Here is a 24,434-nt window from a genome sequence, read left to right as displayed (position 1 = left end):
CATGGCTCAGGCGATGCCGGCGTGCTGTACGACGATCCATGCGGACCACACAAGCAACGCAATGCCGAGCGGCTTGCCGATGGAGCTGCCCCAGCGGAAATTCTTCTCGGCCGACATGATCGCGCCGAGCGCCAGCATCCAGCCGACGCTGCCAGTGCCGACCGCGAACATCAGCAGCATCAGGGCCCAACAGCAGCCGATGCAGAAAACGCCGTGACCGATGCCGAGCACAAAGCTCTCGCGGCGCGCGCTCCTGCCGCGCCAATGCTCGGTGATGAACATCAGCGGCGAGCGGCATTTGTCGAGACATCGGTGCTTGAGGCTGCTGAACTGATAAAGGCCCGCGAGCGCGACGATCGCGGCGCCGATCAGCCAGCCGTTTGCAAGCAAGCTCGGAGACTGGTCCGCGACCAGATGGAGCGCCGCGTCGAAGCCGTGCGCGAGCACGCCGAACAGCGCCCACGTCGTCGCATAACCGACGATCAGAAGCGCCATCAGCGTGCGCCGGTTGGCGCGCGCGACGGTCATCCGCCGGAACGTGTCGAAGAGCGGGAAGGCGGTCGGCAGCATCATCGCCGCGATCATCAGCAGCCATGCGACGCTGTGCAGCAATGCCGCAATCGTGAGGCTCGCGCCGGGCACCTCACGGCATATCGCGCCGACGAGCGGCAGTTCGGCCCAACTCGCATGACGCAGAAAACGCGCATAGGGCCCCGCGTCCCATATCCATAACGCGATCCACGCGCTGCCCGTCAATGCGACGAAGAGCGGCGCGAACAGCCGCGAGCGTGCGAGCATCTTCACGACGCGAAGCTGAACGATCCCTGAATGGCGTTATGTCCGGTCAAGGCGAGGTCGAGATCGAGCTTTTCTTGCCGCAGGCGGAATGCGTTCGCCTTGCCGACGAAAGCAGGGGAGCCGGGTATCGTCGAAAAGATGCTTTCGACCAGTTTGGTCGGCTCGCCGGTCGGGCCGCGATAGGGCTCCAACTCGGCCTCGATGGCTTCGCCGACTTTCATCCTGCCCTTGCCGTCGACGACCGCGTATTCGATCGGCGCGCGTTCCACGGACACGACTTCGCCGATCAACTGCGCGAGATCCGCGAGGGGGCCACCGCGCTCGCCACGGTGCACGCTAACCAGGGCGTCGAATTGCGCGTCGCTCGCGCGCTCGTCGACGAACATCGCGACGCGCCACCCGCCTTTGAGCACGTTGCCGGGAATGAATGCCGCGAACGCGATCGTCAGGCCCGATACATCGACGCCGTCGATCATGCCTTGCTCGTAGTGGTATGCAAGCGCGCTGCGGCAAATGCCGTTATCGGGATCTTCTCCGATCCAGCACGGACACAGCACCTTGCATTCACACACTTCGAGGATGCTGCCCATCAGTTGATAGCTCATTCACGCCTCCGCTGCCGGTTGGATCCGGCCGGGAAGAAGATCGCCGGACATCCTCTGTTGTAGCCGTTAAGCGGGCAGGAATCAAAGCGTTCCGGGCACTGGGAATGATTGAAGCGGCTTACACAGTCGGTGCTTTTGCGGTGCAGGAGGGGGCCGCGGAGTCAGATTGGCGGTCCTGAAGCGCGTGGCGCATCGACGATTTTCGCGGGACAACTCTTATATAAGACATAAGACATTTGACCTTGCATGGGTAATGCAATTAAAATCGCGATCGAAGCAGTGCCCGGCACAGCTTGGAGTGCCTTAAAAGCCTTTCCCTGAAACGCAAATACCAGCAGGTCCCCCATGCTTGAAAACTTTCGTGCTCACGTGGCCGCACGCGCCGCGCTCGGCATTCCTCCCCTGCCGCTGACGGCTCAGCAGACCGCCGAGCTGGTCGAACTCCTGACGAACCCGCCCACTGGCGAAGAGCAGACGCTGCTCGACCTGATCACCAACCGCGTGCCCGCCGGTGTGGACGAAGCCGCCCGCGTGAAGGCAGGCTTCCTCGCCGCTGTGGCCAAAGGCCAGAGCGCCTGCGCGCTGATCTCGCGCGCCCGTGCCACCGAACTGCTCGGCACGATGCTGGGCGGCTACAACATCCAGCCGCTGATCGAACTGCTGTCCGACGCCGAAGTGGGCACCGTGGCCGCCGACGCGCTGAAGAAAACCCTGCTGATGTTCGACCAGTTCCACGACGTCAAGGAACTGGCCGACAAGGGCAACGCCAATGCGAAGGCCGTGATGCAGAGCTGGGCCGACGCCGAATGGTTCACGAGCCGTCCGGAAGTGCCGCAAAGCATGACCATCACCGTCTTCAAGGTGACGGGCGAAACCAACACCGACGACCTGTCGCCGGCCCCGGATGCGACCACCCGTCCGGACATCCCGCTGCACGCACTGGCAATGCTGAAGAACGCGCGTCCCGGTATCACCCCGGAAGAGGACGGCAAGCGCGGCCCGGTCAAGTTCATCGAGTCGCTGAAGGAAAAGGGCCACCTGGTCGCGTACGTGGGCGACGTGGTCGGCACTGGCTCCTCGCGCAAGTCGGCCACCAACTCGGTGCTGTGGTTCACGGGCGAAGACATCCCCTTCATCCCGAACAAGCGCTTCGGCGGCGTGTGCCTCGGCGGCAAGATCGCCCCGATCTTCTACAACACGATGGAAGACGCCGGCGCTCTGCCGATCGAACTCGACGTGTCGCAGATGGAAATGGGCGACGTGGTCGAACTGCGCCCGTACGAAGGCAAAGCCCTGAAGAACGGCGCAGTGATCGCCGAGTTCCAGGTCAAGTCCGACGTGCTGTTCGATGAAGTGCGCGCCGGCGGCCGCATTCCGCTGATCATCGGTCGCGGCCTGACCGCCAAGGCACGTGAAGCGCTGGGCCTCGCCCCGTCGACGCTGTTCCGCCTGCCGCAGCAGCCCGCCAACAGCGGCAAGGGCTTCTCGCTGGCGCAGAAGATGGTCGGCCGCGCTTGCGGTCTGCCGGAAGGCCAGGGCGTCCGTCCGGGCACGTACTGCGAACCGAAGATGACCTCGGTCGGCTCGCAGGACACCACGGGCCCGATGACCCGCGACGAACTGAAGGACCTGGCGTGCCTCGGCTTCTCGGCCGATCTCGTCATGCAGTCGTTCTGCCACACCGCCGCTTATCCGAAGCCGGTGGACGTCAAGACCCACCAGACGCTGCCGAACTTCATCAGCAACCGTGGCGGCATCGCGCTGCGCCCGGGCGACGGCGTGATCCACTCGTGGCTGAACCGCATGCTGTTGCCCGACACCGTGGGCACCGGCGGCGACTCGCACACGCGCTTCCCGATCGGCATCAGCTTCCCGGCCGGTTCGGGTCTGGTCGCCTTCGCGGCCGCCACCGGCACGATGCCGCTGGACATGCCGGAATCGGTGCTGGTCCGCTTCAAGGGCAAGATGCAGCCTGGCGTGACCCTGCGTGACCTCGTCAACGCGATTCCGCTGTACGCGATCAAGCAAGGCACGCTGACGGTTGCCAAGCAAGGCAAGAAGAACATCTTCTCCGGCCGCATTCTCGAAATCGAAGGCCTGCCCGATCTGAAGGTCGAGCAAGCGTTCGAACTGTCGGATGCTTCCGCCGAGCGCTCGGCCGCCGGTTGCACGGTGCACCTGAACAAGGCACCGATCATCGAATACCTGAACAGCAACGTCACGCTGCTGAAGTGGATGATCGCTCAGGGCTACCAGGATCCGCGCAGCCTGCAGCGCCGCATCAAGGCGATGGAGCAGTGGCTGGCCGATCCGCAACTGCTGTCGCCGGATGCCGACGCCGAATACGCAGCCATCATCGAGATCGATCTCGCCGACATCCACGAGCCGATCGTGGCCTGCCCGAACGATCCGGACGACGTGAAGACGCTGTCGGACGTGGCCGGCGCGAAGATCGACGAAGTGTTCATCGGCTCGTGCATGACCAACATCGGTCACTTCCGCGCCGCGTCGAAGCTGCTGGAAGGTAAGCGCGACATCCCGGTCAAGCTGTGGGTGGCCCCGCCGACCAAGATGGACCAGAAGCAACTGACCGAGGAAGGCCATTACGGCGTCTTCGGCACGGCTGGTGCGCGTACCGAAATGCCGGGCTGCTCGCTGTGCATGGGCAACCAGGCACAGGTGCGAGAAGGCGCGACGGTCATGTCGACGTCGACCCGTAACTTCCCGAACCGCCTCGGCAAGAACACGAACGTGTACCTCGGCTCGGCGGAACTGGCGGCGATCTGCTCGCGCCTGGGCAAGATCCCGACCAAGGAAGAGTACATGGCCGACATGAGCGTGCTCAACGCCAACGGCGACAAGATCTATCAATACATGAACTTCGACCAGATCGAGGACTTCAAGGAAGTCGCCGACGCCGTGACGATGTAAGTGTGCTGTCGGACTACGGCGTGTGGTTCGCGTCGTAGCGCCACGAAATGGCGCCGTGGGCTGAATGCCTGCGGCGCCATTTTTTTGCGGCGTTCGAGTCGAGGTCCGCGCGCGGCAGCCTCGCCGGGATCGCAGATGAATCTCAGGGCCTGGCGATAGCCGATCCGCATCGCAAGACAAACCCCGCGACCTGGTCCAACGCGTATCGGGCGCTTGCAAGCTCGTCGGTCGAGCGCTGGAACACGTGATGGAGTCCCTCGTAGATTTCCAACTGCACCGTGTTTCCTCGCTGCGCAGCGGCAGCCGCGTAGCGCCGGACGTCGTCGAGCAGCAGTTCGTCCGTGCCGACCTGAATGGCGATCGGCGGCAGATGTGCGGGAACGTGGTACAGCGGCGACGCGCGTCGGTCCGCGGGATCGGCTGACCCAAGGTACGCGGCGGCGGCATCGGCGAGTACGGGCCGCGTCAAGACCAGATCGCAGGTCTCTTCACTACGCGACGACGGGCCCGTCAACGCAAGATCGAGCCACGGCGAAAAAGTGGCCACACAAGTAACGTTCATCGACCGGCCTCCGTCAGCGCCCAGCGCCGCAAGCGCGAGCCCGCCGCCTGCCGAGTCGCCAACCAGCGCGATGCCGCGAATGCCTGACGTCGCGATCCACCGCAGCGCTTCGATCACGGCATCATATGCCGCGGGAAACGGATGCTCGGGCGCAAGCGGATAGTCGAGAACGAAAGTGTCGATGCCGGCACGCACGGCGATCTGACTCGCCAGGCCGCGATAACCGGTGGCAGACCCGAATACGAACGCGCCTCCATGCAGAAAGAGGATCGCGCGGCCGGCCACGGCCGATTCGGGCCGAATCCACCAACCTTTTACGTCCGCGCTCTCGACTTTTTCAAGATCGACGCCATCCGCTATAGGCGTTTGCGCCGTCATCGCGTCGTAGGCCTCACGCGAGGCTCCGCCGAATTCCGCAAAGAGTCGTTGAGTACGGTCGAGCACCGATATCGCCGCCTCGCGGTCGTCGTCATTCAAGGGGTGCCGCGTCTCGATCAGGTTGGACTGCTGTACGACGCTCATCATTTGCTCCTTCAGTTAGCGGTGGTCGATGGGCAGACGATATCGATTCCACGCAGCGTCCAGAAGAAGGCCGAACGGAATACAATCAATTCCATTCTGGAAGTTTTGGGAGGCAAGGGGTGGACCGTCTGGATGCTCTCAAACTTTTCGTCCGCATCGTCGAGAGCGGGAGTTTCGCTGCGGCGGCGCGCGAAATAGGCGTGGGCCAGCCCGCGGTCAGCAAGCAGATCGCGTCGCTCGAACGCCATCTTGGCGCGCAACTGGTCAGGCGCACGTCGCGCAGCATGACGCTGACCGAGACGGGACAATCGGTCTATGAAGCGGGTTTGCGCATCATTGGAGATTTCACGGAGCTCGAATCGTCCGTAGGGCGCGGTCAGGTTTCGCCGGCCGGGATGGTCCGGGTCACCGTGGCGCCGGTTTTTGGCCGGCTGCATGTGGTGCCGCGCCTGCCGGCATTTTTTGCCAGGTATCCCAACGTGTCCGTGGACCTGGCGGCAACCGAGCGAACCGTCAATCTGGTCGAGGAGGGCTTCGACCTTTCGATCAAAAGCGGGCGGCTTGCCGACTCTTCGATGATTGCAAGGCAAGTGGCATCGAGCCCAGTCGTTGTCGTCGCAACGCCGGATTACCTCGAAAAACACGGGCGCCCCGAACGGCCACAGGATCTCGCTCGACATGCCTGCGTCGTTTTCGCGCCGCTGCGCGAGCCGCGGGCGTGGCGCTTCGAAAACGTCGACGGTCCCGGCTTGCACGTCCCGTCCGGCAATTTTCACACCGGCGACGCGGAGCAGATTCGCGCTGCCGTGCTCGCCCATATGGGACTGGTTCAAGCGCCGGCGTGGCTCTTTGCGCCGGAGATCGCGAGCGGTGCGGTCGTCAGCCTGTTGCCGGATTTCGCGCCGGCGCCGATGCCCATTCACGCCGTTCATCCTTCCGGCCGACGATTGCCGACCAAGACCCGCGTATTTATCGATTTCGTTTCGGAAATTCTCACGTCTGATCCCGGTCCGGCCTTTGTCCCGGTCAGGACCTAGCGAGTATTCCGCCGACACCGGATCATGCCGAACAGGGATCGCGGTCCGGCCTTACCGCGCCGCAGCCAATCCCCGGTCGACAAGGCACTTGACCCGTCCGACAATGCTTTGCGAAACACGGTCGAACGGGCTGCGATCCCAGCGTCTTTTTCCAATGCAGCGTGGGTCCCAGGCGGTCGTCCGCGATTTTTTTGACGCCCGCTGTCCGTCAGCATGCGGCCCGCGCGTCATTGTGATGGCGGCCGATGCAATTCATCCGCCTCAACCCCATGACGGAGGCTCAAATGGAATACCTGTTGATGATCTACTCGGAAGAAAACGGCTGGAACAAGATGACCGACAGCGAGCGGCAGCAAGGCGTTGCCGCCTATCACGCGTACACCGAATCGTTGAAGAAAGCGGGGGTCCTGGTGGGGGCCAACCGGCTGCAGCACACGAACACGGCCACCACGGTGCGGCTCGTCGACGGCAAGCCGCAGGTGCTCGATGGACCGTATTCCGATTCGAAGGAGCAACTCGCCGGCTACTACCTGATCGACGTGCCGAACCTCGACGCGGCGATGTCGTGGGCGTCGCGTTGTCCCGGCGCGGCGCACGGCGTCATGGAGGTGCGCCCGGTCTGGACCGCCCCTTACGAGGCACCCACTGCATGAGTGCGTCCGGCGGCGCCCTTGGCGATGACGGCGCCGCGCGTTCGATTGCCGAGGCGGTCGCTCGCCGCAGCTACGGCAAGCTCGTCGCGCTGCTGGCAATGCGCACGCGCGACGTCGCCGCAGCCGAGGACGCGCTCGCCGACGCATTCGCGGCCGCGCTCGCGGACTGGCCGGAGCACGGCTGTCCCGCGAGTCCTGAAGCGTGGCTGATGACGGTTGCGCGTCGCCGGGCGATCGACGGCGCGCGTCATCGCCAGGTTGGCGACGACGTGGCGAACCAGTTGATGATCCTCGCCGACGAGATCGACGAGAGTGAGGCAGGCGCGTTGCCCGACCGGCGGCTTGCGCTGCTGTTCGCGTGCACGCACCCTGCGCTCGAGGCCGCGATTCGTACGCCGCTGATGCTGCAAGTGGTGTTGGGGCTGGAAGCGAAGACGATTGCGTCCGCGTTCCTGATGTCGCCCGCCGCGATGAGCAAACGCCTCGTGCGGGCGAAGACCAAGATCCGCGAAGCGGGCATTCCGTTCAGCGTGCCCGAGCGCGAGGAGCTGCCGGGCCGGCTCGACGCGGTGCTCGAAGCGGTCTATGCGGCGTATGCGGAGGGTTGGACGGACCCGGTCGGCGGCGATACCGAGCGACGCGACCTCGCGGACGAGGCGCTGTATCTCGCGCAACTGCTCGTCGAGCTGCTCCCTGACGAACCCGAGACGTTGGGCCTGCTCGCGCTGATGCTGTTTGCACAGGCGCGACGTGATGCGCGACGCGATGCGGCTGGCGACTACGTGCCGCTGTCGGCCCAGGACCCTGCAACGTGGAACGCGCCGATGATCGACGCGGCGAACGCACTGCTGCGGCGCGCGAACGCGCTCAACGCAATCGGGCGCTTTCAGCTCGAGGCCGCGCTGCAGTCGGCGCATGTGGATCGCTGCCGCACGCGTCGCCCGAACTGGGACGAAATCGTGCAGCTCTACGATGGGCTGTTCGCCATTGCTGCGTCGCCGGTAGTGGCTGTGAACCGTGCGCTTGCCGTGGCCGAACGCGACGGCCCGCAGGCGGCGCTCGACGCGCTTGCGCCGTATGCGGACGACCCGCGGCTGGCCGACTACCAGCCCTACTGGGCCGCACGCGCCAATCTGCTCGCGCGTGCCGGCGCGACTGCGCAAGCACTCGACGCGTACGATCTGGCAATCGGTCTGGAGCGTGATCCGGCCGTGCGCCGGTTCCTGCAGCGCAAGCGAATGGAGCTTGCATCGACGAGCGGGACCTTCACGCGCGGTGCGGAGCCCCCATAAGAGACGCCTGAATGGAGCGGCTTGGCGATATCGGTCAGATACGCTTGGCATTCCAGAATGCTCTTGAGGAACGCGCGCGTTCTGTCGCGCGTCGGATTGCCAAAGATCTGTTCCGGGGGGCCTTCTTCATAAACAGGCGCTGGATCGGTGCTGTAGGCGCTAGCTGAGCAGGTCTATCCGGCCGTGGTTGTGCGGTACCGGCGTCGGCGCGGCGGTGGCGGTCGGGCGTCAGGGCGCGATGGTCGGACCGGTGTACGCCGGCATGATGTTGTCGCTCTGTTCAACCCGTCGATGCTGATGGAGCCGAACAACCTGACCGATGCGCTATGCAAACAATTCGGCCAAAGGCGCCACGGGGCGGGGCTGAGTTCTGCGTCAACAGTGTGGCGGGTGGCTGACGTTGGCAGCGTGATGCCCTCGACGTCAACTTTGAGCATCGACGAACCCACAGTTTTGACCCGGAGCTGCCTATTTGGACCTCGCCCATTGCGATGGCGGTTTCCGGGATAGAGTCGTCACTTGCTCTGGGCGGAGTCCGTCGATGAGTGGCGAAACTGCCCGCTCCAGTGAGTCCCCCCATGCAGGCGCGTAACGACAGACGCCCCGGCAAGCCGAACCGAGGGTTGGTATACTATCGCTTCAAAACCAATTGGTAGTTGATAAAAGATCGACAGCCAATCTTTCGCGTTTGGTGGCGGGCAGTCAGGCCGTGGCCCGCTGTCGGAGCCGCACACAGCACATTGACGCGTATTGGAGCGTTCCCAGCCTTGCCGGGCGGCACTGGCTGTTGAAACCATGGAAGGTTGAGCGAAGTATGGAACCCAAGTTTTACCGCGGCTGGCACCTGGCCAAATCGGACACGGAGTACAAGGCTACGGAGTTCGAGTGGGCGTTGATCCGCTTTTACGAGTCGTTTTCGCGTTTTGTGCTGACCACGGGCATGATCACGATCGCGGCCGACGTTGATATCAAGTATCAGGAGCATGTGATCCTGCACGTGATCCGCATGCAGGATCGTCCGAAGAACAGCGCGACCATCGCGCGGCTGATGAATCGGGATGACATCCCGAACATTCAATACAGCTTGCGCAAGCTGGAATCGGCCGGCCTGATCGAAAAGCTCAAGGACAAGAACAGCAAGACCTACTCGTATACGGCGAGCGAGCTTGGCGTCAAGCTGACCGACGAATACAACAAGGTCCGGCAGGAGATTCTGGTCAAGCGTTTCGAGGAGATCAGCGACGTCGACGAGAAGTTCGAGCGCGGCGCGCGCTTCATGTCTCTCCTGACCGGCATTTATGAGGAAGCGGCTCGCGATTCGGCGACCATCACGCCCCAAACCGACGAGCCGCCGCCGAAGCCGAAGGCTTCGCGCAAGTCCGCTTAATCGGCAACCGCAGCCGCGCGAGTCACAGCGCCGGATGCAACCTGTGCCAGTCGCTAGCCTTCTGGTACGCCATGCCGGCGCGGCACAGCAGGGCTTCGGCGCCATGAGCCGCAACGAACTGGAAGCCAATTGGCAGGCCGCCCTGCGTGAGCCCGCATGGCAGAGCGATCGCGGGATGGCCGCTGGAGTTGAACGGTGCCGTGAACTGGATCAGGCGCGCATTGAGTTCCGGGTCCTGCGCGAGCGCGCCAAGCTGTTCATGTGTGGGCGCGGCGAACGGCTGCATCGGCACGATCAGCAGATCAATCCCGCTCATGAGCCGGTTGATCTTTCCGCGTAGCGCGGCACGGTTCAACAGGACCTGCTGATACGCCATCCCACTGGTTTCGCGACCAATCTCGATCAGGCGCGTAAGCGCTGGCCCATAGTGCGCCGCGAGCCGCGGATAGGTGTCGGCATGGGCCACCGCCACTTCCACACCGCAGTTGATCTGCCACTCGTCGACTACCGTGCGCACATCGGGAGCGCGCACTTCTTCCACCTGAGCGCCTAGCGACTTCACCACTTCCACGACCCGCGCGAGCGCGTGCACGATGACGTCGTCGGTGCCATTGCTGTTCCACTCGGCATCGATGCCGATTCGCAGTCCGCCCAGATCGTGCGCGTCGTCCGGCAACACGAGTCTGGCCTCGGGCAACGAGGTTGGGTCGAGTGGATCATGCCCGGCAATCGCACCAAGCAGCAGCGAGGCATCGGCTGCACTGCGCGCCATGGGGCCCGGATGATCGAGACTGGCGCCGAGTGCGAACACACCGTGACGGCTCACGCGTCCCCACGTCGGCTTGATGCCGGTGAGACCGTTGGCTGCAGAGGGAAAACGGATCGAGCCGCCCGTATCGGTACCGAGCGACGCGTAGCATAGCCCCGCCGCCGTCGCGACGCCGGAGCCACTCGACGACGCGCCCGCCCAGTGCCCCGGATGCCACGGATTGACCGGCTCGGCGATCTCGGGGTGATGCGTTGCGAATGCGCCCTCCGTGAGCTGAAGTTTGCCGAGCACGATCGCGCCGGCATCGCGCAGCCGCTTGACGGCGGTCGCGTCTTCGGTCGGCACGAAGTTGCGATGAATGGTCGTGCCGGCGGCAGTCGGCGAACCCGCGCACCAGTACAGGTCCTTCACCGACAGCGGTACGCCGTGCAGCGGCCCGAGCGCCTCACCATTCAGCACTTTTCGTTCGGCTTCGCGCGCGGATGCGAGCGCCTCGTCACGCATTACGAGCGCGTAGCTGTGCAGCGTGGGGTCGAGCCGCTCGATGCGTTCTAGCATCGCGGTCGTGACTTCCACGGGGGAGATCTCGCGCGTGGCGATCAGGCGCGCCAACTCGCGCACCTCCATGTAGTGCAGTCCGGAATGGGACATGGTCAATCTGCCTCCGTACTCAAAGTCCGAGCTCTGCGCGCTGCCGCGTGAGCGTATCGATCACGGCGTACATGATCTTGTGCGCGCAAGGCATCAGGTCGGGAATGTAGGTCGCGCCCATGCCGCCCAGCCCCTCGGCCACCGGCACCGGCGAGCCTTCGGCGGGCCATGGCCAGCCGATGCGCGCGGTCGGAATGCCGAAGCGGCGCAGCGCGGCACCGTCGGTCTGGCCGCCGAGCAGGTCGGGCGTCGGATGCGCACGCTGCTCGATATGCTCCCAGCCGCGCCGCGCGGACTGCACGATCCAGTTCGACGGGGACGTCGTGCCGCCGGGCACGGAGCCATACATTTCCCAGTCGAGATCGAAATCGGGATGACGCTCCCGTAGTGCCGCGACGAATGCGGCGAACTGCGCCTTCACTTCGCCCGGTGAGGTACGGGGATTGATGCGCACGTCGAAGAAAATCTCGGTGACGGCCGAAGGAAACGCCGGCCGTTCAGGCCAGCCCGCCCGCACGCCCGAGATCCAGCCGTGCGGCTTGACCGCGCCGGACGTATTGCGCTCGGCGTACTCGATCAGCCATTGCTCGAGTTCGAGTATCACGTGCGCGGCCGGCACGACCGAGCTGCGAAAGCCCGGCGTGTCGCGCGGCACGCCCGCGTAACCGAGTGTGCCCTTGACCTTCAGCTTGAACCAACCCATGCCGGGTTCTTCGTGATAGACCCAGTTCCAGGGCTTCATCACGATCGCGAAGTCGGGCGCTACGCCTCGGCTCAACAGGTGCGTGACGCCTGCGGACATGCCCGCGTGGTCGCGCGCGGCGAGATCGACGGGCATGCCGCCATCCGCCATCGCGACGATCAGGTCGCCGGCCAGCGGCACGTCGGCCTCGATCAGAGCGGTCGCGACTTCGGTCAGCGTGGCGATCATCCCTTTGGGGTTCGACGCGCCAAGGCCGTAGACCCAGTCACCTTCCATACGTGCGCGCGGCTTGAGGTCCGCGAAATCGGGCGGACCGATCCACGGGTCGTCGCTTTCGTCGCCCTCGAGATGGGTGTCGATGGGCGCGTAGAGCATCAGCGCGGCACCGCCGCCGCTGCCGCGTTTTTCGGCGACGACGTTGCCGGTGCGCTCGTTCATGGGCCGATAGCTTGCGCTCAGGCCGACGCTCGCCAGATGCCCGACCATGAACTGGCTCGCGTCGCGCGCGGCGCCGGTCGGGCTGTGAATGTCCGTGAGTTTGAACAGCAGCTGTTGCAGCCGCCGCGCGTCGAGCTTTGCGCAGGCCCGGTCGTACCAGGCCTGTTGCTCGGAAGAAAAGGGCAGTGGCGTGGTGCTGATCACGATGGATACCTCCAGATTGCGTTGCGATGCGTGGTCAGTTCGACGGCGCGAACTGTTCGGCGTAGATGTTTTCCGGGCGCAGGCCGAGATTGACGAGCTTTTTCGTGGCCGCCTCGATCATGCGCGGCGGACCGCACAGATAGGCGACGGCGCTTTCGTGCGTCACGTCGGCCTCGCCGATCGCATCGACGGGATTGCCGGCGAGCAGTTCGCCGCTCGCGTGGTGGTCTACCGAGATGCGCGTTTTGAGATTCGGCAGCCATTGCCGACGCAGCTCCAGATCGTCGAGGCAGAAAAGCTGCTCGGGCGTTGCACAGCCAAAGCTCAGCAGGATCGGCGGCTTGCGTCCGGGCTGGCGACGCAGGGCGTCGATCATCGACAGGATGGGTGCGAGGCCGGTCCCGCCCGCCACCATGATGTGCGGCGCAGGCACCTTCTCACGCAGGAAGAAACTGCCGAACGGGCCTTCGATTTCGAGAACGTCATCGGGTTTCGCCTCCTGCTCCAGCCACTTCGACATCACGCCATCTTCAAGCACACGAATCAGTAGTTCGAGCTTCGGCAGATCGGCCGCCGTGCTGGCGGGCGAATAGCTGCGCGTGACATTCGTCCCCGGCACGCGTACCTGAATGAACTGCCCCGGCTTGAAGTCGAGCCACGCGCCTTCGGCAAGTTCGAGCCGCAGGCGCACGACGTTCGACGCCACCTTCTCGACGCTGTCGACGAATGCGTGCGCCTTGACCGCCTGCACGTCGGCCGCATCGCTCGCATAGTTCAGCGTGAACGTGCAGTTGGTTTCAGGTTCGGTCAGGCACAGCAGCCGGTCGCCGGCCTCGTATTCGCTGCGCAGAAGCGTCGAGCTGGCACCCGAGCGCATGCCGGCGCGGCCCTCGACAAGCTTCGCCATACAGCTCGAACAGGATCCCGACCGGCACTGGTGGATGACCGGGATACCTGCGGCGAGAGCAGCGTCCAGCACGCTCTCGCCCTGCTGCACGGCAACCGATGTCGCTTTCCCGTCGCGAAAGCTCAATGTGACGTTTTTAACGGAAGACATACGGATACCTTCAGTACTGCTGTGATTAATGATCCTCTTCGATCTTCTCGACGAAGTACGAAGGACGTTTGCCGTCTGCGGTTCGCTTCATGCGGATGCTCGACGCCTTGATGGTGCCGTCGATACCATTGCCTGGCTTGGCGATGCCTCGATTCCAGCGCGAAGCAATCTTGCGCCAGGTGATCGGCGATACGTCGGTTGCAACGAGTTGTTCGTTGTTCCAGCCGGTGCCATCGGCATAAAAATCCTGCATCGCTTCGCGTGCGTACAGGTCGCAGTTGTTGAAGCCATGCAGGCACAGCGGCTTGAACAGATAGTCGTAGCGATACTTGAAGTCCTTGCGCTCCTTGTCGGTCGGGCACACGCGCGCGAGGATTTCCCAGTACTCGTAGGTGTCGTCAGTGATCGGCACATACCATTCGAACTGGACGACATGCTCTTCCGGCCAGTTCTCGACCATCAGCACGCCAGGCATGAACACGGAGGTGCGGTACGGGCGGGCATTGACGTTCTCGACCTTGAGGTCGACTCTCTCGTTCTCGAGGACGGGGTTCCACTTCTCCGTGAAGAGCCATTGCACGAGGCCCTTGGGACCGTTCTCGTCTTCGACCGGCGCGATGCAGTCGTCCGCGGTCGGCACGATGCCAAGCGGCAGCACCCAGTCCTTCGCGTGAATGATCGCGTTGTCCTTGTGCACGAGGATGTGCGCGTTATCGAAGCCGTTTTCGCAGGCAATGCGCCAGTTCGCGAAACCCGTGCGGTGCATGCCGTACGCGACGACGTCCTTGTCCAGCAGGCTCGGCGCTGACGGCCACAGCGGATGCGGGAAGCGCTCGTCGTTCTCCGGGAAGCGGATGGGCAGGTCGTGCGCGAGCGGTGGCACGTCTTCATCCGGATAGTCGTCTTCGCGCACGAAGACGAAGATCATGCCCGCGACTTCCTCGACCGGATAGGTCGTGATACCTGTCGTGCCGATCAGCTTGTCATCCGGATTGCCGGCGATGGTCGCGAGCTTGCCGCTTTCCAGGTCGAACGTGAACCCGTGGTACCAGCAGCTGATCGTGTCCTCGGTAAGACACATCGGCTTGGCGGAGAGCCGCACGCCGCGGTGAATGCACTGGTCCTTCAGCGCGTAGATCTTGCCCTTCACGCGGCGCAACACGATCTGAACCCCGCAGATCTGGATGCCTTCTACGGCATCTTCCGGCAATTCATGGCTGAAGAGCGCCGGATACCAGTGGTTGATAAAGCCCCATGCCGCGTCCTTGTACGGCTGGTACTGGCTCTGGACTTTCGCGTCGTTGACGCGGGCATCGCTGATCTCGTTGAGTCGCTGACCGGTGCTGCGCCGGCGGACGATGGGCGTGTCGCTCATGGAGTGCTCCTGATGTGTGGGCTGGGGCGCGTCTCGTGACTGCTCACGAGCGCTGATTTCTGTACAGCTTGTCGCGGCTCGATGCGCTTCGCCGTGCGCGTCTCATCCGATGCTGTGAGTGAAGACTACGGAAACAGAAATTGACAGTCAATTAATTTTCAATCAATCTTCGGTCGTACTTTGATCGTAAATCGATTGAACATAACGCGATAAAAATCGGCGAACGCCCGTGGGAAGGCGCTGAGCGGGAGATGTGCTGGTCGGAGGCGGGGTGCCGCTATGGACGATCTTCCCAGGGTTGTCCCTAGCGATGCTCCCGCCCAGAATGCGTCCCGGACGAGAACCCGGTACCCGAGCAGAGCGACGCGCAGGGCAAAAGAAACAACACGAAACGTGTGCTGAAAAGCCGCCGCCTGGCGACTCGCCCGGTCAGCGGGCGCAGCAAAGGCTATTGACGAAAGGAAGAGGAGAACCCGGTGAAAATAAAGAAGTCTGCACTACTGATCGGCCTCGCGCTGGCCGCTAACGCCCATGCGCAAAGCAGCGTCGAAATCTACGGGATCATCGATACGGGCGTGATGTATGTGTCGAACGTGGGCGGTCACAGTAACTGGCTGGCCGACCCCGACACGATGGCGCCGAATTTGTTCGGCTTTCGCGGAACCGAAGATCTCGGCAATGGCCTGAAGGCGATATTCAAGCTCGAAGGCATGTTCAGCCTGAACAACGGCGAATCCACCAACGGGCTGTTCGGGCACGAAACCTATGTGGGATTGCGTGACGACCGTTGGGGCACGCTGACCGCCGGCAATCAGATCGACTTCATGTTCTATTCGCTCGTGGTCGATCACTGGGGCCCGGCCTTCCCGTTCGTCAATTCTCTGGGGCTGCGGCAAGGCTCGTTTTCGGGCCTGAATATTCCAGGGCCACCGGGCAACGGTTCGTTCGACTTCGACCGCACGCTCGGCGCTCCGATCGCGAACTCGGTCAAGTACATGAGCCCGACAGTCGGCGGCCTCTCGATGGGCGCGCAGTACAGCTTCGGCGGACAGGCTGGTTCGTTCGGTCAGGATAGCGGGCAGAGCTTCGGCCTGAACTATCACATCGGCGCCGTCGCGCTGAATGGCGCGTACACATACATCAAGTATCCCGAGTTGAACAACGGCAACGACGGTATCCGCAACATGGGTCTGGCCGCTTCGTGGGTCGTGGGGCCGACCGAGCTCGCCGCGATGTACACGAGCACGCAGAACACGCAGAACGGCGCGCGTGTCGGTGTCTACGAGGCCGACGTGACGTGGACGGTCTCCCCGTTCCTGCACACGAATCTCGCTTACCAGTACATGAAAGGCAACGACGTCTTGAAAGGCCAGAAGGCCAGTCAGGAGACGTTGTCGGTCCTGTATTCGCTCTCCAAACGCACGAGCATCTACTCAGCGCTGGCGCTGCAGCAGGCCTCGGGCGGTCCCGCCTGGATTTCGCTTGTGCCGGGACCCTCGTCGGGCGGCCGGCAGACGGCGGTCGACATCGGCCTGCAGCACGTGTTCTGACGATATGACCTGACCACGCGGAACCCGTCGCTCAACACACCGAGGCTGTGGCACCGCGCTTCTCGACTGGCGCAAGCCAGTCAAGACCCTCCAAATACATACAGGAGATACCACCATGAGCAACCACCCCACCATGCGCGCGATGCGTGTACACGAACCCGGCGGGCGCTTCGTGCTCGACACGATCCCGCGCCCTGAACTGCTGCGGCCGACCGACGTCCTCGTCGACGTGAAGGCGTCCGGCGTCGTGCCGAATCTGCGCAACGTAATGAGCAATTACGGCGAGCGTGCTTACCTCACCGTGCCGGATCTGCCCGCTATCTACGGGCTGGATGCGGCCGGCGTGGTTGCCGAGGTGGGCAGCGCCGTGACCGGCCTCGTGCCGGGCGATCGTGTCTATATCAATCCGGGCCGCTCGTGCGGATCGTGCGACGCGTGCCGGACAGGTCAGTCGATCAACTGCGTGGCCTTCACGTTTCAGGGCTACTTCGGCTTTGGCCCGCAATCGAAGGCGATGTACCGGCAATACCCGTACGGCGGTTTCAGCGAGTTCGCAACGGCGCCCGCCGACGGCCTCGTCAAGCTGCCTGAAGCAGTGAGCTTCGAGCAGGCCGCGCGTTTCGGCTACCTCGGCACCGCGTATTCTGGTCTGCGCAAGGCAGGCGTCGGCGCGGGCCGGACCGTGCTGATCGTGGGCGCAAGCGGCACGCTGGGTCTGGGCGCCGTGCAGATCGCACGCGCGATGGGCGCGACTCGCATCCTGTGCGTCGCGCGCAACGAAGCGCTGCTCGCCCGTGTGCGTGCACTCGATCCGCAGCGTATCCGCACGTTTTCGTACGGCACCGGCTCGCTGGCCGACTGGGCCCGCGAGCAGACGGACGGTGTGGGCGTCGACGCGGTCATCGACGCGATCGCGCCGGGCGCCTCGCATCAGGTCACGCTCGACAGCATGGCGGCACTGAGGCGTGGTGGCCGGCTCGTCGAAATTGGCGCGATGACCGACCCGCTGCCGCTGAACCTGCACGAGATGATGTGCGCGCAGATCAGCGTGATCGGCTCGCTCTGGTTCTCGGTTGCCGAAGGCCAGGACCTGGCGAAGATGGCTGCGGCCGGCACGCTCGATCTCGGTGTGTTCGAACACCACCGCTACACGCTCGATCAGGCCGACGAAGCACTCTCGGAAGCAGAAAAGCGCGCTGGCGGCTTCGTCAACGTCGTCATCGTTCAATGAAACAGCCCGAATCGAACAGGAGAACATCATGGTAAGACGCGTCGTGACAGGCGAGAAAGACGGCAAGTCGGTCATCGTCTCCGATGGCCCCGTCGCCAATACACACGACTACGCAGCCGTGCCCGGCTTCCAGACCACGCTCGCATGGGCGACGCTGCAGGGCATGGCGCCCCTGCCGCATGACGGCAAGGACCCGGTGGTCGGCATCCAGTCGGTGGTGCCCGATCCGCATGGCACACGCCTGCTCGTCGTGCAGTTCCCGCCGGACAGCTCGCTCGATTCCGCGGACTTCGACCCGGTTGCGGCTGGCGCGGAATACGAAGCGCATCTGCCTGGCCTCGCCCAGGCGTTCGAACCCGATGGTTCAGGCATGCACCGTACCGCGTCGGTCGACTACGACATCATCGTTTCCGGCGAACTGTGGCTCGAACTCGACGACGGTGAGATTCGCCATCTGAAGGCAGGCGACATCGTGATCCAGAATGGCACGCGTCACGCATGGCGCAATCGCAGCACGATGCCGGCGGTGATGGTGGCGGTATTGATCGGCGCCGAGACGCAGGCGGCGCGGTAACGGCAAACGAAGTGAGAGAGCAAACGATGAGTCAGCAAGCAGAACATCCCCACGACGGGCCGCCCAGGGCACCACGCGCCGAAACGCTGGAATGGAGCGACGCGATGTTGCTCGGTCACGCGCCGATCGACGCCGCGCATGAAGAGTTTGTCGAAGTGGTGACGGCGCTCGCCGGTTGTACGCAGCATACGGCGCTGGCCTGCTTGCAGGCGGTGGAGGCGCATCTGCTGTCCCACTTCGCAGTCGAGCAGGAATGGATGGAAAAGACCGATTTTCCCGCCGCCGAATGCCATCTCGACGAGCACCAACGGGTGATGGAGGCCGTGCAAAAGGTGAACGCACTCGCAGCCATTGGCCAGGTCGGCCTGCAGGACGTCAAGCGTCTCGCACAGGCATTGGCCGACTGGTTTCCAGGTCACGCCGACTATATGGATTCGGCATTGTCGGCGTGGATCAACAAGAAGATGTATGGCGGCGCACCCGTCGTGTTGCGACGCGATCTGCAAGTGGCTGAGGCGGCCTGAACGAAGTGACGGAGCTAAACATGATCATGAAGGACAAGGTGGGACTCGTAACGGGCGGCGGCTCGGGCATGGGGCGCGCGGCGGCGCTTGCGCTGGCGCGCGAGGGCGCGATCGTCGTGCTCGCTGGACGCGGTGAAGAAAAGCTTGCGACCGTGCGCGACGAAATCCAGCGAGCCGGAGGACGGGCGGAAATCCGCTCGGCCGACGTATCGCGTCGCGAGGATAACGAGGCGCTCGTCGCGTTCGTCGAGTCGCGCTTCGGCAGGCTCGATTTCGCATTCAACAACGCGGGCGGCCACGCGGACTTTAAGCCCATTGATCAGACACCGGTCGAAGAGTCGGAATGGGTGATCGATCTGAACTTCAAGGGCGTCTATTACGGCGTCAAGTATCAGGTTGAAGCGATGCTGCGCGCGGGCGGCGGCGCGATCGTCAACAACGCGTCCATCTTCGGCTTACGCGGCATGAACGGCATCGCTCACTACGTTGCAAGCAAGCACGCGGTAGTCGGCCTCACGCGTGCGGTCGCGAAGGAATATGCCGGTAGCGGTATCCGCATTAACGCCGTGTGTCCGGGCGCAACCGAGACGCCGAACTACATGCGCTCGACCGACGGCGACGTGCACCTGCTCGATGACATGATTCCGATGCGCCGCATCGGCCAGCCTCATGAAGTCGCCGACGCGGTGCTCTGGCTGCTGTCCGACAAGGCGGCCTATGTGACTGGCACCACCCTTTCCGTCGACGGCGGCATGACAACCTGAACGACCATTTCAGGCTCACGGGACACAAGGAGAAGGAACGATGAGATCGAATCGTGCAGCACGGTATATCGGCGGCGCGCTTATCGCGCTGATTGCCTTCGGTGCGAATGCTCAGGGCGGCGGTGCAACGGCTTCGACGCCGGCTGCGAGCGCGGCTTCGGACCAGAGCAAAAGCGCGACGCGCGCGGCGAACCGGCAACTGCAGAAGAAAGTGCGCCGCGCGCTGGCTCACACCAAGGGCCTCAACGCGTCGGGCATTGCAGTACGCGCGAATGACGGCGCGCTCACTTTGCAGGGGTGGGTGCCGGAGCAGTCCCAACTCCAGCTTGCGTTGCGCACGGCCCAAGGTGTGCCCGGTGTCGTGTCGGTGAACAACCAGTTGACCATACGACCGGTGGGGCAATGAGACGTCGTCCCGGCGCGAGCAATTGGACGTTGAACGATCACGCCCGGGACGACGAATCAATACGGAATCAGCAAAAAGAACTGACGCAGACGATCGACGTGAAATTGCGCGATGAAACGGGGCGTTTGCAGGCGGCGCTGCGGGAGATGAACCAGGGCCCGATCCGAATTGCCGCGAAGGAAATCAAGCTCTTGATCGACGACTCAGTGTCGAAGGTCGCCGCGGGCAGCAGGCTCGTCGACGAAGCGGGCGCGACGATGACCGATGTGGTCGCGAGCGTCCACCGGGTCGCGTCCATCGTGCGGGAGATTTCGGCGGCGAGCCAGGAGCGATCGGCGGGCATCGACCAGATCAATCGCGCGGTCATGCAGATGGACGAAGCGGTGCAGCAGAACTCCGCGATGGTGGAAGAGGCCGCGGCCGCCGCGAATGCCGCGAACGCGCTACGCGACGAGGCCGGCCATCTGGCCCGGGTTGTGTCTGCATTCAGCGTGGAAGCGCCGACGGCGGTTTGAGTTGACGCTTGACGGCGTCGGAGAAAGCCCTTCGGCGGAGGGGCCAAAGCGAAGTTGAATCAGCCTCATGTACTTCAGTTGGCTTTACTAACTAATTGTCCGCCGAATGGCGAAACGTTTGGAGAGAGTCATGCCTAGCACGATTGAATTGACGCAGGAAGATGAAGTCGATGTCTCGACCATCAGGGTGCCGGAGAGTTCGCGCATGCCTAAGTTCGCGCTCACCATGGCCTGGTGGGGGCTCTGCAGCGCGATGGTGTATCTGATCATCGGCGCGACGCTGGCGCTTTATTACGGCACGACCAATGCGCTGATCGGGATGGTGATGTCCGTGGTCGTTTATTCGGCCGTGAACTACGTGCTGACGAACTATGCGATCCGCACGGGTCTTTCCGTGTCGCTTTTCTCCCGCGTGCTGTTCGGCAGTGCGGGCGCCGCATTGGCAACGCTGATATTCGCGGCAACCGTCATCTACTATGCCGTCTTCGAGAGTTCCGTTATCGCGGTCGCGCTGAACAGTCTTTTTCCATCCGTTTCCTATCCACTGGCTTGCCTGATCGTGGTCGCCTATAGCGTGCCGCTCGTTTTCGGCAGCGTGCAGAACTGGCTCGACAAGCTCAACGGCGTGCTTCTGCCGTTCTACGCGGCCGGCCTGATCGCGGCTGTGGTAGTGGCGACGTCCACGCACGGCTATAGCCCGGCCTGGATGCATTTCGGCGAGACTAAGGGGGCAGTCGTGTCGAACGGCTGGTGGGACTGCTTCGTCTACTACATGGGCGTGTGGCTGTTCATGCTCGCCGCTTTCGACTTCGCGCGCTTCGGCAAGAAGCAGGACGTCCGCTATCACAGCGTGATCAACTTCGGCATGCCGTTCTGGTTTGTTACGTTTATCGTCAACGGCGTGATCGGGATTTATCTCGTCAGCACGATCCCCGGACAAGGCGCGCTGTCCGAGGTATCGGTCGTGCTCGCGCTGCTCAAGTTGATGGGACTCTGGGGACTCGGCTTCCTCGTCGTCACGCAGACTCGCATCAACACCGCCAACTACTATCTCGCGACCATCAATACGCAGGCACTGTTCGAAGCAGGCCTCGGTCTGAAGCTGCCGAAATTTGTCTGGACGATCGTCGTCGGCGTGATCGTGTACGCGCTGATGCTGTCCGGCATCTTCTCGAAGCTGCTCCTCGCACTCGCCTATCAAGGAGTGTTCGTCGTCGCGTGGGTGGCGGTGGCGCTCGCCCATATCCTGTCGCACAAGTCGGAGCGGACTTCCGACGACGCACTCGAATCGACGTTGCGCAACGTGCCGACCTTCAACGCCGGCGGACTGATTTCGTGGTTTGTCGGCGTCGCGGCGGGCATTGGCGTGATGAGCGGACCGGAATCGGTCCACACGTTTTCCGCGCCGGCAACGTTTGTGGTTTCGGTCGCCGCGTACCTGATGGTGTCGATGCATGGCAAGCGCTCCATCTCCGTCACGACGTAATTCACCTATTTGGCTTCGATAACGGCCAGGCATTGCAGGCTGGCCCACGCACTGATTTGGTCAACGGGGCCGTGCGAACGGCAAGTCCGCGGCGCCCGATTTCATCATGGAGCGAAGTAATGTCAGACCCGACGATCGTCCGCCGCCGCACGGTGAGTGGCGGCAATAGTGGTACATCGAGTCAATACCAGCCCTATAAGGACGCTGCGTGGGGCTTCGTCAATCACTGGTATCCGGCGCTTTTCAGCCACGAACTGACGGAGGACCAGGTGGAAGGCGTGCAGATATGCGGGATTCCGATTGTATTGAGGCGCGCGAACGGCAAGGTTCATGCGCTCAAGGATCAATGTCTGCACCGTGGCGTTCGCCTTTCCGAAAAGCCGATGTGCTTCAACAAGAAGACGATATCGTGCTGGTATCACGGCTTCACGTTCGACCTTGAAACGGGCAAGCTTGCGACCATCATCGCGAACCCCGAGGACAAGCTGATCGGCACGGTCGGCATTACGAACTATCCGGTGCACGAAGTCGCGGGCTTGATCTTCGTCTTCGTGCGCGACGACGATTTCCCGCTTGAGGACGTTCCGTCGCTCGAACAGGATCTGCCGGTGCGCTTTCCGAAGCAAAGCGACCGCTACCCGCACCCGCTGTGGCCGGCCGTGCCCAGTCTGCTCGACGAGAACGCGGTGGCGATGGGCATTCATCGCATCGGCTTCACGAACTGGCGCATTGCGTGCGAGAACGGCATCGACAACGCTCATCTGCTGCTGCACAAGGACAACAGCATCATTCACGCGATGGAATGGGTCCTTCCGCTTGGCCTGCTGCCGAGCGGCGAAGACTGCGTCGAGACCCTCGAAGACTCTGACGGTCCCAAGGGCATGCTGCAGTGGCTCGGCACTGACAAGTGGCAACCGGTGCTGGAAAACAAGGAACTGGGACTGAAAGTGCCTGGACTCGTAGGCCGCCCCTATCGGACTTCGATCGTGTTGCCCGGACTCGTGGCGGTCGAGAACTGGCCGGGCGAACATATGACCCAGCTGGAGTGGTTCGTGCCGATTACCGACGACACGCATGAGTATTGGGAGGTGATCGTGCGCATCTGCAACACGCCGGAGGAACTGGAGGCGCACAAATATCGCTACGAGCGTGTCTATGAGCCGCTGGCACTGCATGGCTTCAACGACTGCGATATCTATGCACGCGAGTCGATGGAAGACTTCTACGGTGACGGCACCGGATGGGAGAGCGAGCAGATGGTCGCAACGGACATCTCGGCCATCACCTGGCGCAAGGTTGCTTCGCGCTGGAATCGCGGCATCGCGAAACCGGGACGCGGCGTGCCGGGCGCGCGAAAGGACAGCAGCCTGCGCTTCAAGCGCGCTGCGGACGGCAAGCGGATGACCTACAAGACCGAGCAGATCGAAGACTGATCCGCCCCTGCTACCTCTCTCCTCGGACTTTGCGCCGGGGGAGGGGTTGTTTTCGCCGCATCAGACCCGATTCAGGGTTCCTTTTGCTGTGTCACGCTTTGCGCCGATCCGGTGGCTGTCGCACTTTTTTCAGTCTGCGGTGTGATGGTGGCGGCGTCGCGAGCAGCCTCATCGTAAATCCCAGTAAGCAGAGACATGAAGCGCGCGTAGCGCTCGAACTTCTCCTCTGTGTCGCTGATTTCCCCGAGGCGCTGAACCAGTATCTCTTTTCGGACCTTGTAGTACTCGTCCGTCAATCGGATCCCCAGATCGCTCGCGCAATACAGGTAGGTCTTGCTGCTCGTGTCCTGTAGCTTTTCGATCAACCCGGCGGCTTCCAGCTTTCTCAGGCTGTACTGGATGTTGGGAATATCGTCGCGGTTCATCAATCGTCCGATCATTGCGCTGGTCTTGGGACGGTCCTGCATACGAATGACGTGAAGGATCACGTGCTCCTGATGTTTGAGTTCGACGTTCGCTGTGATCGTAACGACGCCTGTTGCCAGAACGAAGCGGGTGAAGGACTCGTAAAAACGAATCAGTGACCACTCGAACTCCGCGATCTTGAACTCGGCGTCAGATTTTGCGAGATGCCACGATCGGTAAAACCTCGGTTCCATTGCTTGACTCGCTTATCAAAGATTGTCGACAGGGGCGTGCGGCCCCGGCTGGTCCGGCTGCCGTCCAGCACCGGCATCGCGAGACAATTTCAAGTCGGTGTGTACTTGCCGCGGCGGGTGCGTGAAATCAATTATCAATCGACAATATGTTGAATGACACTGGATAATCTACCAATTTTTGGAAAATTTTCCGCCGAAGTCCGGGGGCTTGGCGTTGGTTGCGTAACCTGAATGTCAGGTTGGGTCTGGATCGGGCGAATTTCGTTCTCTTGCTCGGCGGTCGCATCACCGCACAGCTGAAAGTCCAT

The 24,434-nt window shown here is 62.9% G+C and carries 23 protein-coding genes and 1 pseudogene; 14 read left to right on the top strand and 10 right to left on the bottom strand.

From position 1 onward, the window contains the following. Positions 1 to 6 precede the first annotated feature (6 nt). Together OKW28_RS20995 and OKW28_RS20990 are read right to left on the bottom strand one after the other, a co-directional pair. Positions 7 to 798 carry a DUF2182 domain-containing protein gene (locus OKW28_RS20995; protein WP_429448825.1) on the bottom strand — a complete coding sequence of 264 codons (792 nt, stop codon included), beginning with the start codon at positions 796 to 798 and terminating at the stop codon, positions 7 to 9. A gap of 2 nt (positions 799 to 800) precedes the next feature. Continuing rightward, positions 801 to 1,403 carry a DUF1326 domain-containing protein gene (locus OKW28_RS20990; RefSeq protein WP_429448514.1) on the bottom strand — a complete coding sequence of 201 codons (603 nt, stop codon included), beginning with the start codon at positions 1,401 to 1,403 and terminating at the stop codon, positions 801 to 803. 345 nt (positions 1,404 to 1,748) lie between these two features. Between OKW28_RS20990 and acnB the strand changes: the two genes are divergently transcribed. After that, entirely contained in the window at positions 1,749 to 4,334 is a 2,586-nt protein-coding gene (acnB, locus tag OKW28_RS20985; RefSeq protein WP_429448513.1) for a bifunctional aconitate hydratase 2/2-methylisocitrate dehydratase, read from the top strand. Between the two features lie 142 nt (positions 4,335 to 4,476). On the opposite strand, the gene OKW28_RS20980 is transcribed toward acnB, so the two are convergent. Both OKW28_RS20980 and OKW28_RS20975 read right to left on the bottom strand, forming a co-directional pair. Beyond that, the gene (locus OKW28_RS20980; RefSeq protein WP_429448511.1) at positions 4,477 to 5,418 is read right to left on the bottom strand and encodes an alpha/beta hydrolase fold domain-containing protein; all 942 of its coding nucleotides are present in this window, start codon (positions 5,416 to 5,418) and stop codon (positions 4,477 to 4,479) included. An 11-nt stretch (positions 5,419 to 5,429) separates the two neighbouring features. Continuing rightward, positions 5,430 to 5,678 carry a hypothetical protein gene (locus tag OKW28_RS20975; RefSeq protein ID WP_429448843.1) on the bottom strand — a complete coding sequence of 83 codons (249 nt, stop codon included), beginning with the start codon at positions 5,676 to 5,678 and terminating at the stop codon, positions 5,430 to 5,432. Here OKW28_RS20975 and OKW28_RS20970 point away from each other — a divergent pair. The 4 genes from OKW28_RS20970 (at position 5,574) to OKW28_RS20955 (ending at position 9,787) form a co-directional block, all read left to right on the top strand. Further along, positions 5,574 to 6,455 (top strand): LysR substrate-binding domain-containing protein, encoded by an 882-nt coding sequence (locus OKW28_RS20970; protein WP_429448823.1) that lies wholly within the window; start codon positions 5,574 to 5,576, stop codon positions 6,453 to 6,455. The genes OKW28_RS20975 and OKW28_RS20970 overlap by 105 nt on opposite strands. 284 nt (positions 6,456 to 6,739) lie before the next feature. Next, positions 6,740 to 7,108, top strand: coding sequence for a YciI family protein (locus OKW28_RS20965; protein ID WP_429448509.1), 369 nt, complete (start codon positions 6,740 to 6,742; stop codon positions 7,106 to 7,108). Next, a complete protein-coding gene (locus tag OKW28_RS20960; protein ID WP_429448507.1) occupies positions 7,105 to 8,400 on the top strand; it encodes an RNA polymerase sigma factor in 1,296 nt (431 codons plus the stop codon). The genes OKW28_RS20965 and OKW28_RS20960 overlap by 4 nt, the downstream gene beginning before the upstream one ends. An 814-nt stretch (positions 8,401 to 9,214) precedes the next feature. After that, positions 9,215 to 9,787 carry a winged helix DNA-binding protein gene (locus OKW28_RS20955; protein ID WP_184012166.1) on the top strand — a complete coding sequence of 191 codons (573 nt, stop codon included), beginning with the start codon at positions 9,215 to 9,217 and terminating at the stop codon, positions 9,785 to 9,787. 22 nt (positions 9,788 to 9,809) lie between these two features. Here the strand turns inward: OKW28_RS20955 and OKW28_RS20950 are convergent, their stop codons facing one another. From OKW28_RS20950 to OKW28_RS20935, 4 genes are read right to left on the bottom strand one after another with little or no spacing between them, the layout of a single operon-like run. Then, positions 9,810 to 11,207 carry an amidase gene (locus tag OKW28_RS20950; RefSeq protein ID WP_429448505.1) on the bottom strand — a complete coding sequence of 466 codons (1,398 nt, stop codon included), beginning with the start codon at positions 11,205 to 11,207 and terminating at the stop codon, positions 9,810 to 9,812. A 19-nt stretch (positions 11,208 to 11,226) separates the two neighbouring features. Continuing rightward, complete coding sequence (locus OKW28_RS20945) at positions 11,227 to 12,552, bottom strand: M20 family metallopeptidase (RefSeq protein WP_429448504.1); 1,326 nt, start codon at positions 12,550 to 12,552, stop codon at positions 11,227 to 11,229. Positions 12,553 to 12,586: 34 nt separating this feature from the next. Next, positions 12,587 to 13,609 (bottom strand): FAD-binding oxidoreductase, encoded by a 1,023-nt coding sequence (locus OKW28_RS20940; RefSeq protein WP_429448502.1) that lies wholly within the window; start codon positions 13,607 to 13,609, stop codon positions 12,587 to 12,589. A gap of 25 nt (positions 13,610 to 13,634) precedes the next feature. Continuing rightward, positions 13,635 to 14,984 (bottom strand): Rieske 2Fe-2S domain-containing protein, encoded by a 1,350-nt coding sequence (locus OKW28_RS20935; protein WP_429448500.1) that lies wholly within the window; start codon positions 14,982 to 14,984, stop codon positions 13,635 to 13,637. 476 nt (positions 14,985 to 15,460) lie between these two features. On the opposite strand from OKW28_RS20935, the gene OKW28_RS20930 reads away from it, so the two are divergent. The 9 genes and pseudogenes from OKW28_RS20930 to OKW28_RS20890 all read left to right on the top strand — a co-directional run bounded on the left by OKW28_RS20930 (position 15,461) and on the right by OKW28_RS20890 (position 23,467). Further along, positions 15,461 to 16,534: a porin gene (locus OKW28_RS20930; RefSeq protein ID WP_429448498.1), complete on the top strand. Its 1,074-nt coding sequence runs from the start codon at positions 15,461 to 15,463 to the stop codon at positions 16,532 to 16,534. A gap of 115 nt (positions 16,535 to 16,649) precedes the next feature. Further along, positions 16,650 to 17,765, top strand: coding sequence for an alcohol dehydrogenase catalytic domain-containing protein (locus OKW28_RS20925; protein WP_429448496.1), 1,116 nt, complete (start codon positions 16,650 to 16,652; stop codon positions 17,763 to 17,765). Between the two features lie 28 nt (positions 17,766 to 17,793). Further along, the gene (locus OKW28_RS20920) at positions 17,794 to 18,339 is read left to right on the top strand and encodes a cupin domain-containing protein (RefSeq protein ID WP_429448494.1); all 546 of its coding nucleotides are present in this window, start codon (positions 17,794 to 17,796) and stop codon (positions 18,337 to 18,339) included. 26 nt (positions 18,340 to 18,365) lie between these two features. Continuing rightward, the gene (locus tag OKW28_RS20915; protein WP_429448492.1) at positions 18,366 to 18,863 is read left to right on the top strand and encodes a bacteriohemerythrin; all 498 of its coding nucleotides are present in this window, start codon (positions 18,366 to 18,368) and stop codon (positions 18,861 to 18,863) included. Between the two features lie 20 nt (positions 18,864 to 18,883). Further along, the gene (locus tag OKW28_RS20910; protein WP_429448490.1) at positions 18,884 to 19,627 is read left to right on the top strand and encodes an SDR family NAD(P)-dependent oxidoreductase; all 744 of its coding nucleotides are present in this window, start codon (positions 18,884 to 18,886) and stop codon (positions 19,625 to 19,627) included. Positions 19,628 to 19,667: 40 nt separating this feature from the next. Beyond that, positions 19,668 to 20,033 (top strand): BON domain-containing protein, encoded by a 366-nt coding sequence (locus OKW28_RS20905; RefSeq protein WP_429448488.1) that lies wholly within the window; start codon positions 19,668 to 19,670, stop codon positions 20,031 to 20,033. 170 nt (positions 20,034 to 20,203) lie between these two features. Beyond that, a pseudogene (locus OKW28_RS20900) lies at positions 20,204 to 20,548 on the top strand (methyl-accepting chemotaxis protein); the annotation flags it as partial. Between the two features lie 130 nt (positions 20,549 to 20,678). Continuing rightward, a complete protein-coding gene (locus OKW28_RS20895; RefSeq protein ID WP_429448486.1) occupies positions 20,679 to 22,034 on the top strand; it encodes a purine-cytosine permease family protein in 1,356 nt (451 codons plus the stop codon). A gap of 119 nt (positions 22,035 to 22,153) precedes the next feature. Beyond that, positions 22,154 to 23,467, top strand: coding sequence for a Rieske 2Fe-2S domain-containing protein (locus OKW28_RS20890; protein ID WP_429448484.1), 1,314 nt, complete (start codon positions 22,154 to 22,156; stop codon positions 23,465 to 23,467). Between the two features lie 71 nt (positions 23,468 to 23,538). Here the strand turns inward: OKW28_RS20890 and OKW28_RS20885 are convergent, their stop codons facing one another. Together OKW28_RS20885 and OKW28_RS20880 are read right to left on the bottom strand one after the other, a co-directional pair. Then, positions 23,539 to 24,126 carry a winged helix DNA-binding protein gene (locus tag OKW28_RS20885; protein ID WP_184023986.1) on the bottom strand — a complete coding sequence of 196 codons (588 nt, stop codon included), beginning with the start codon at positions 24,124 to 24,126 and terminating at the stop codon, positions 23,539 to 23,541. Between the two features lie 134 nt (positions 24,127 to 24,260). Continuing rightward, entirely contained in the window at positions 24,261 to 24,434 is a 174-nt protein-coding gene (locus OKW28_RS20880) for a hypothetical protein (protein WP_429448482.1), read from the bottom strand.

The organism is Paraburkholderia sp. 40, from assembly GCF_050434105.1.
Lineage (GTDB): Bacteria > Pseudomonadota > Gammaproteobacteria > Burkholderiales > Burkholderiaceae > Paraburkholderia > Paraburkholderia tuberum.
This window is presented reverse-complemented; position numbering and strand designations above follow the sequence as displayed.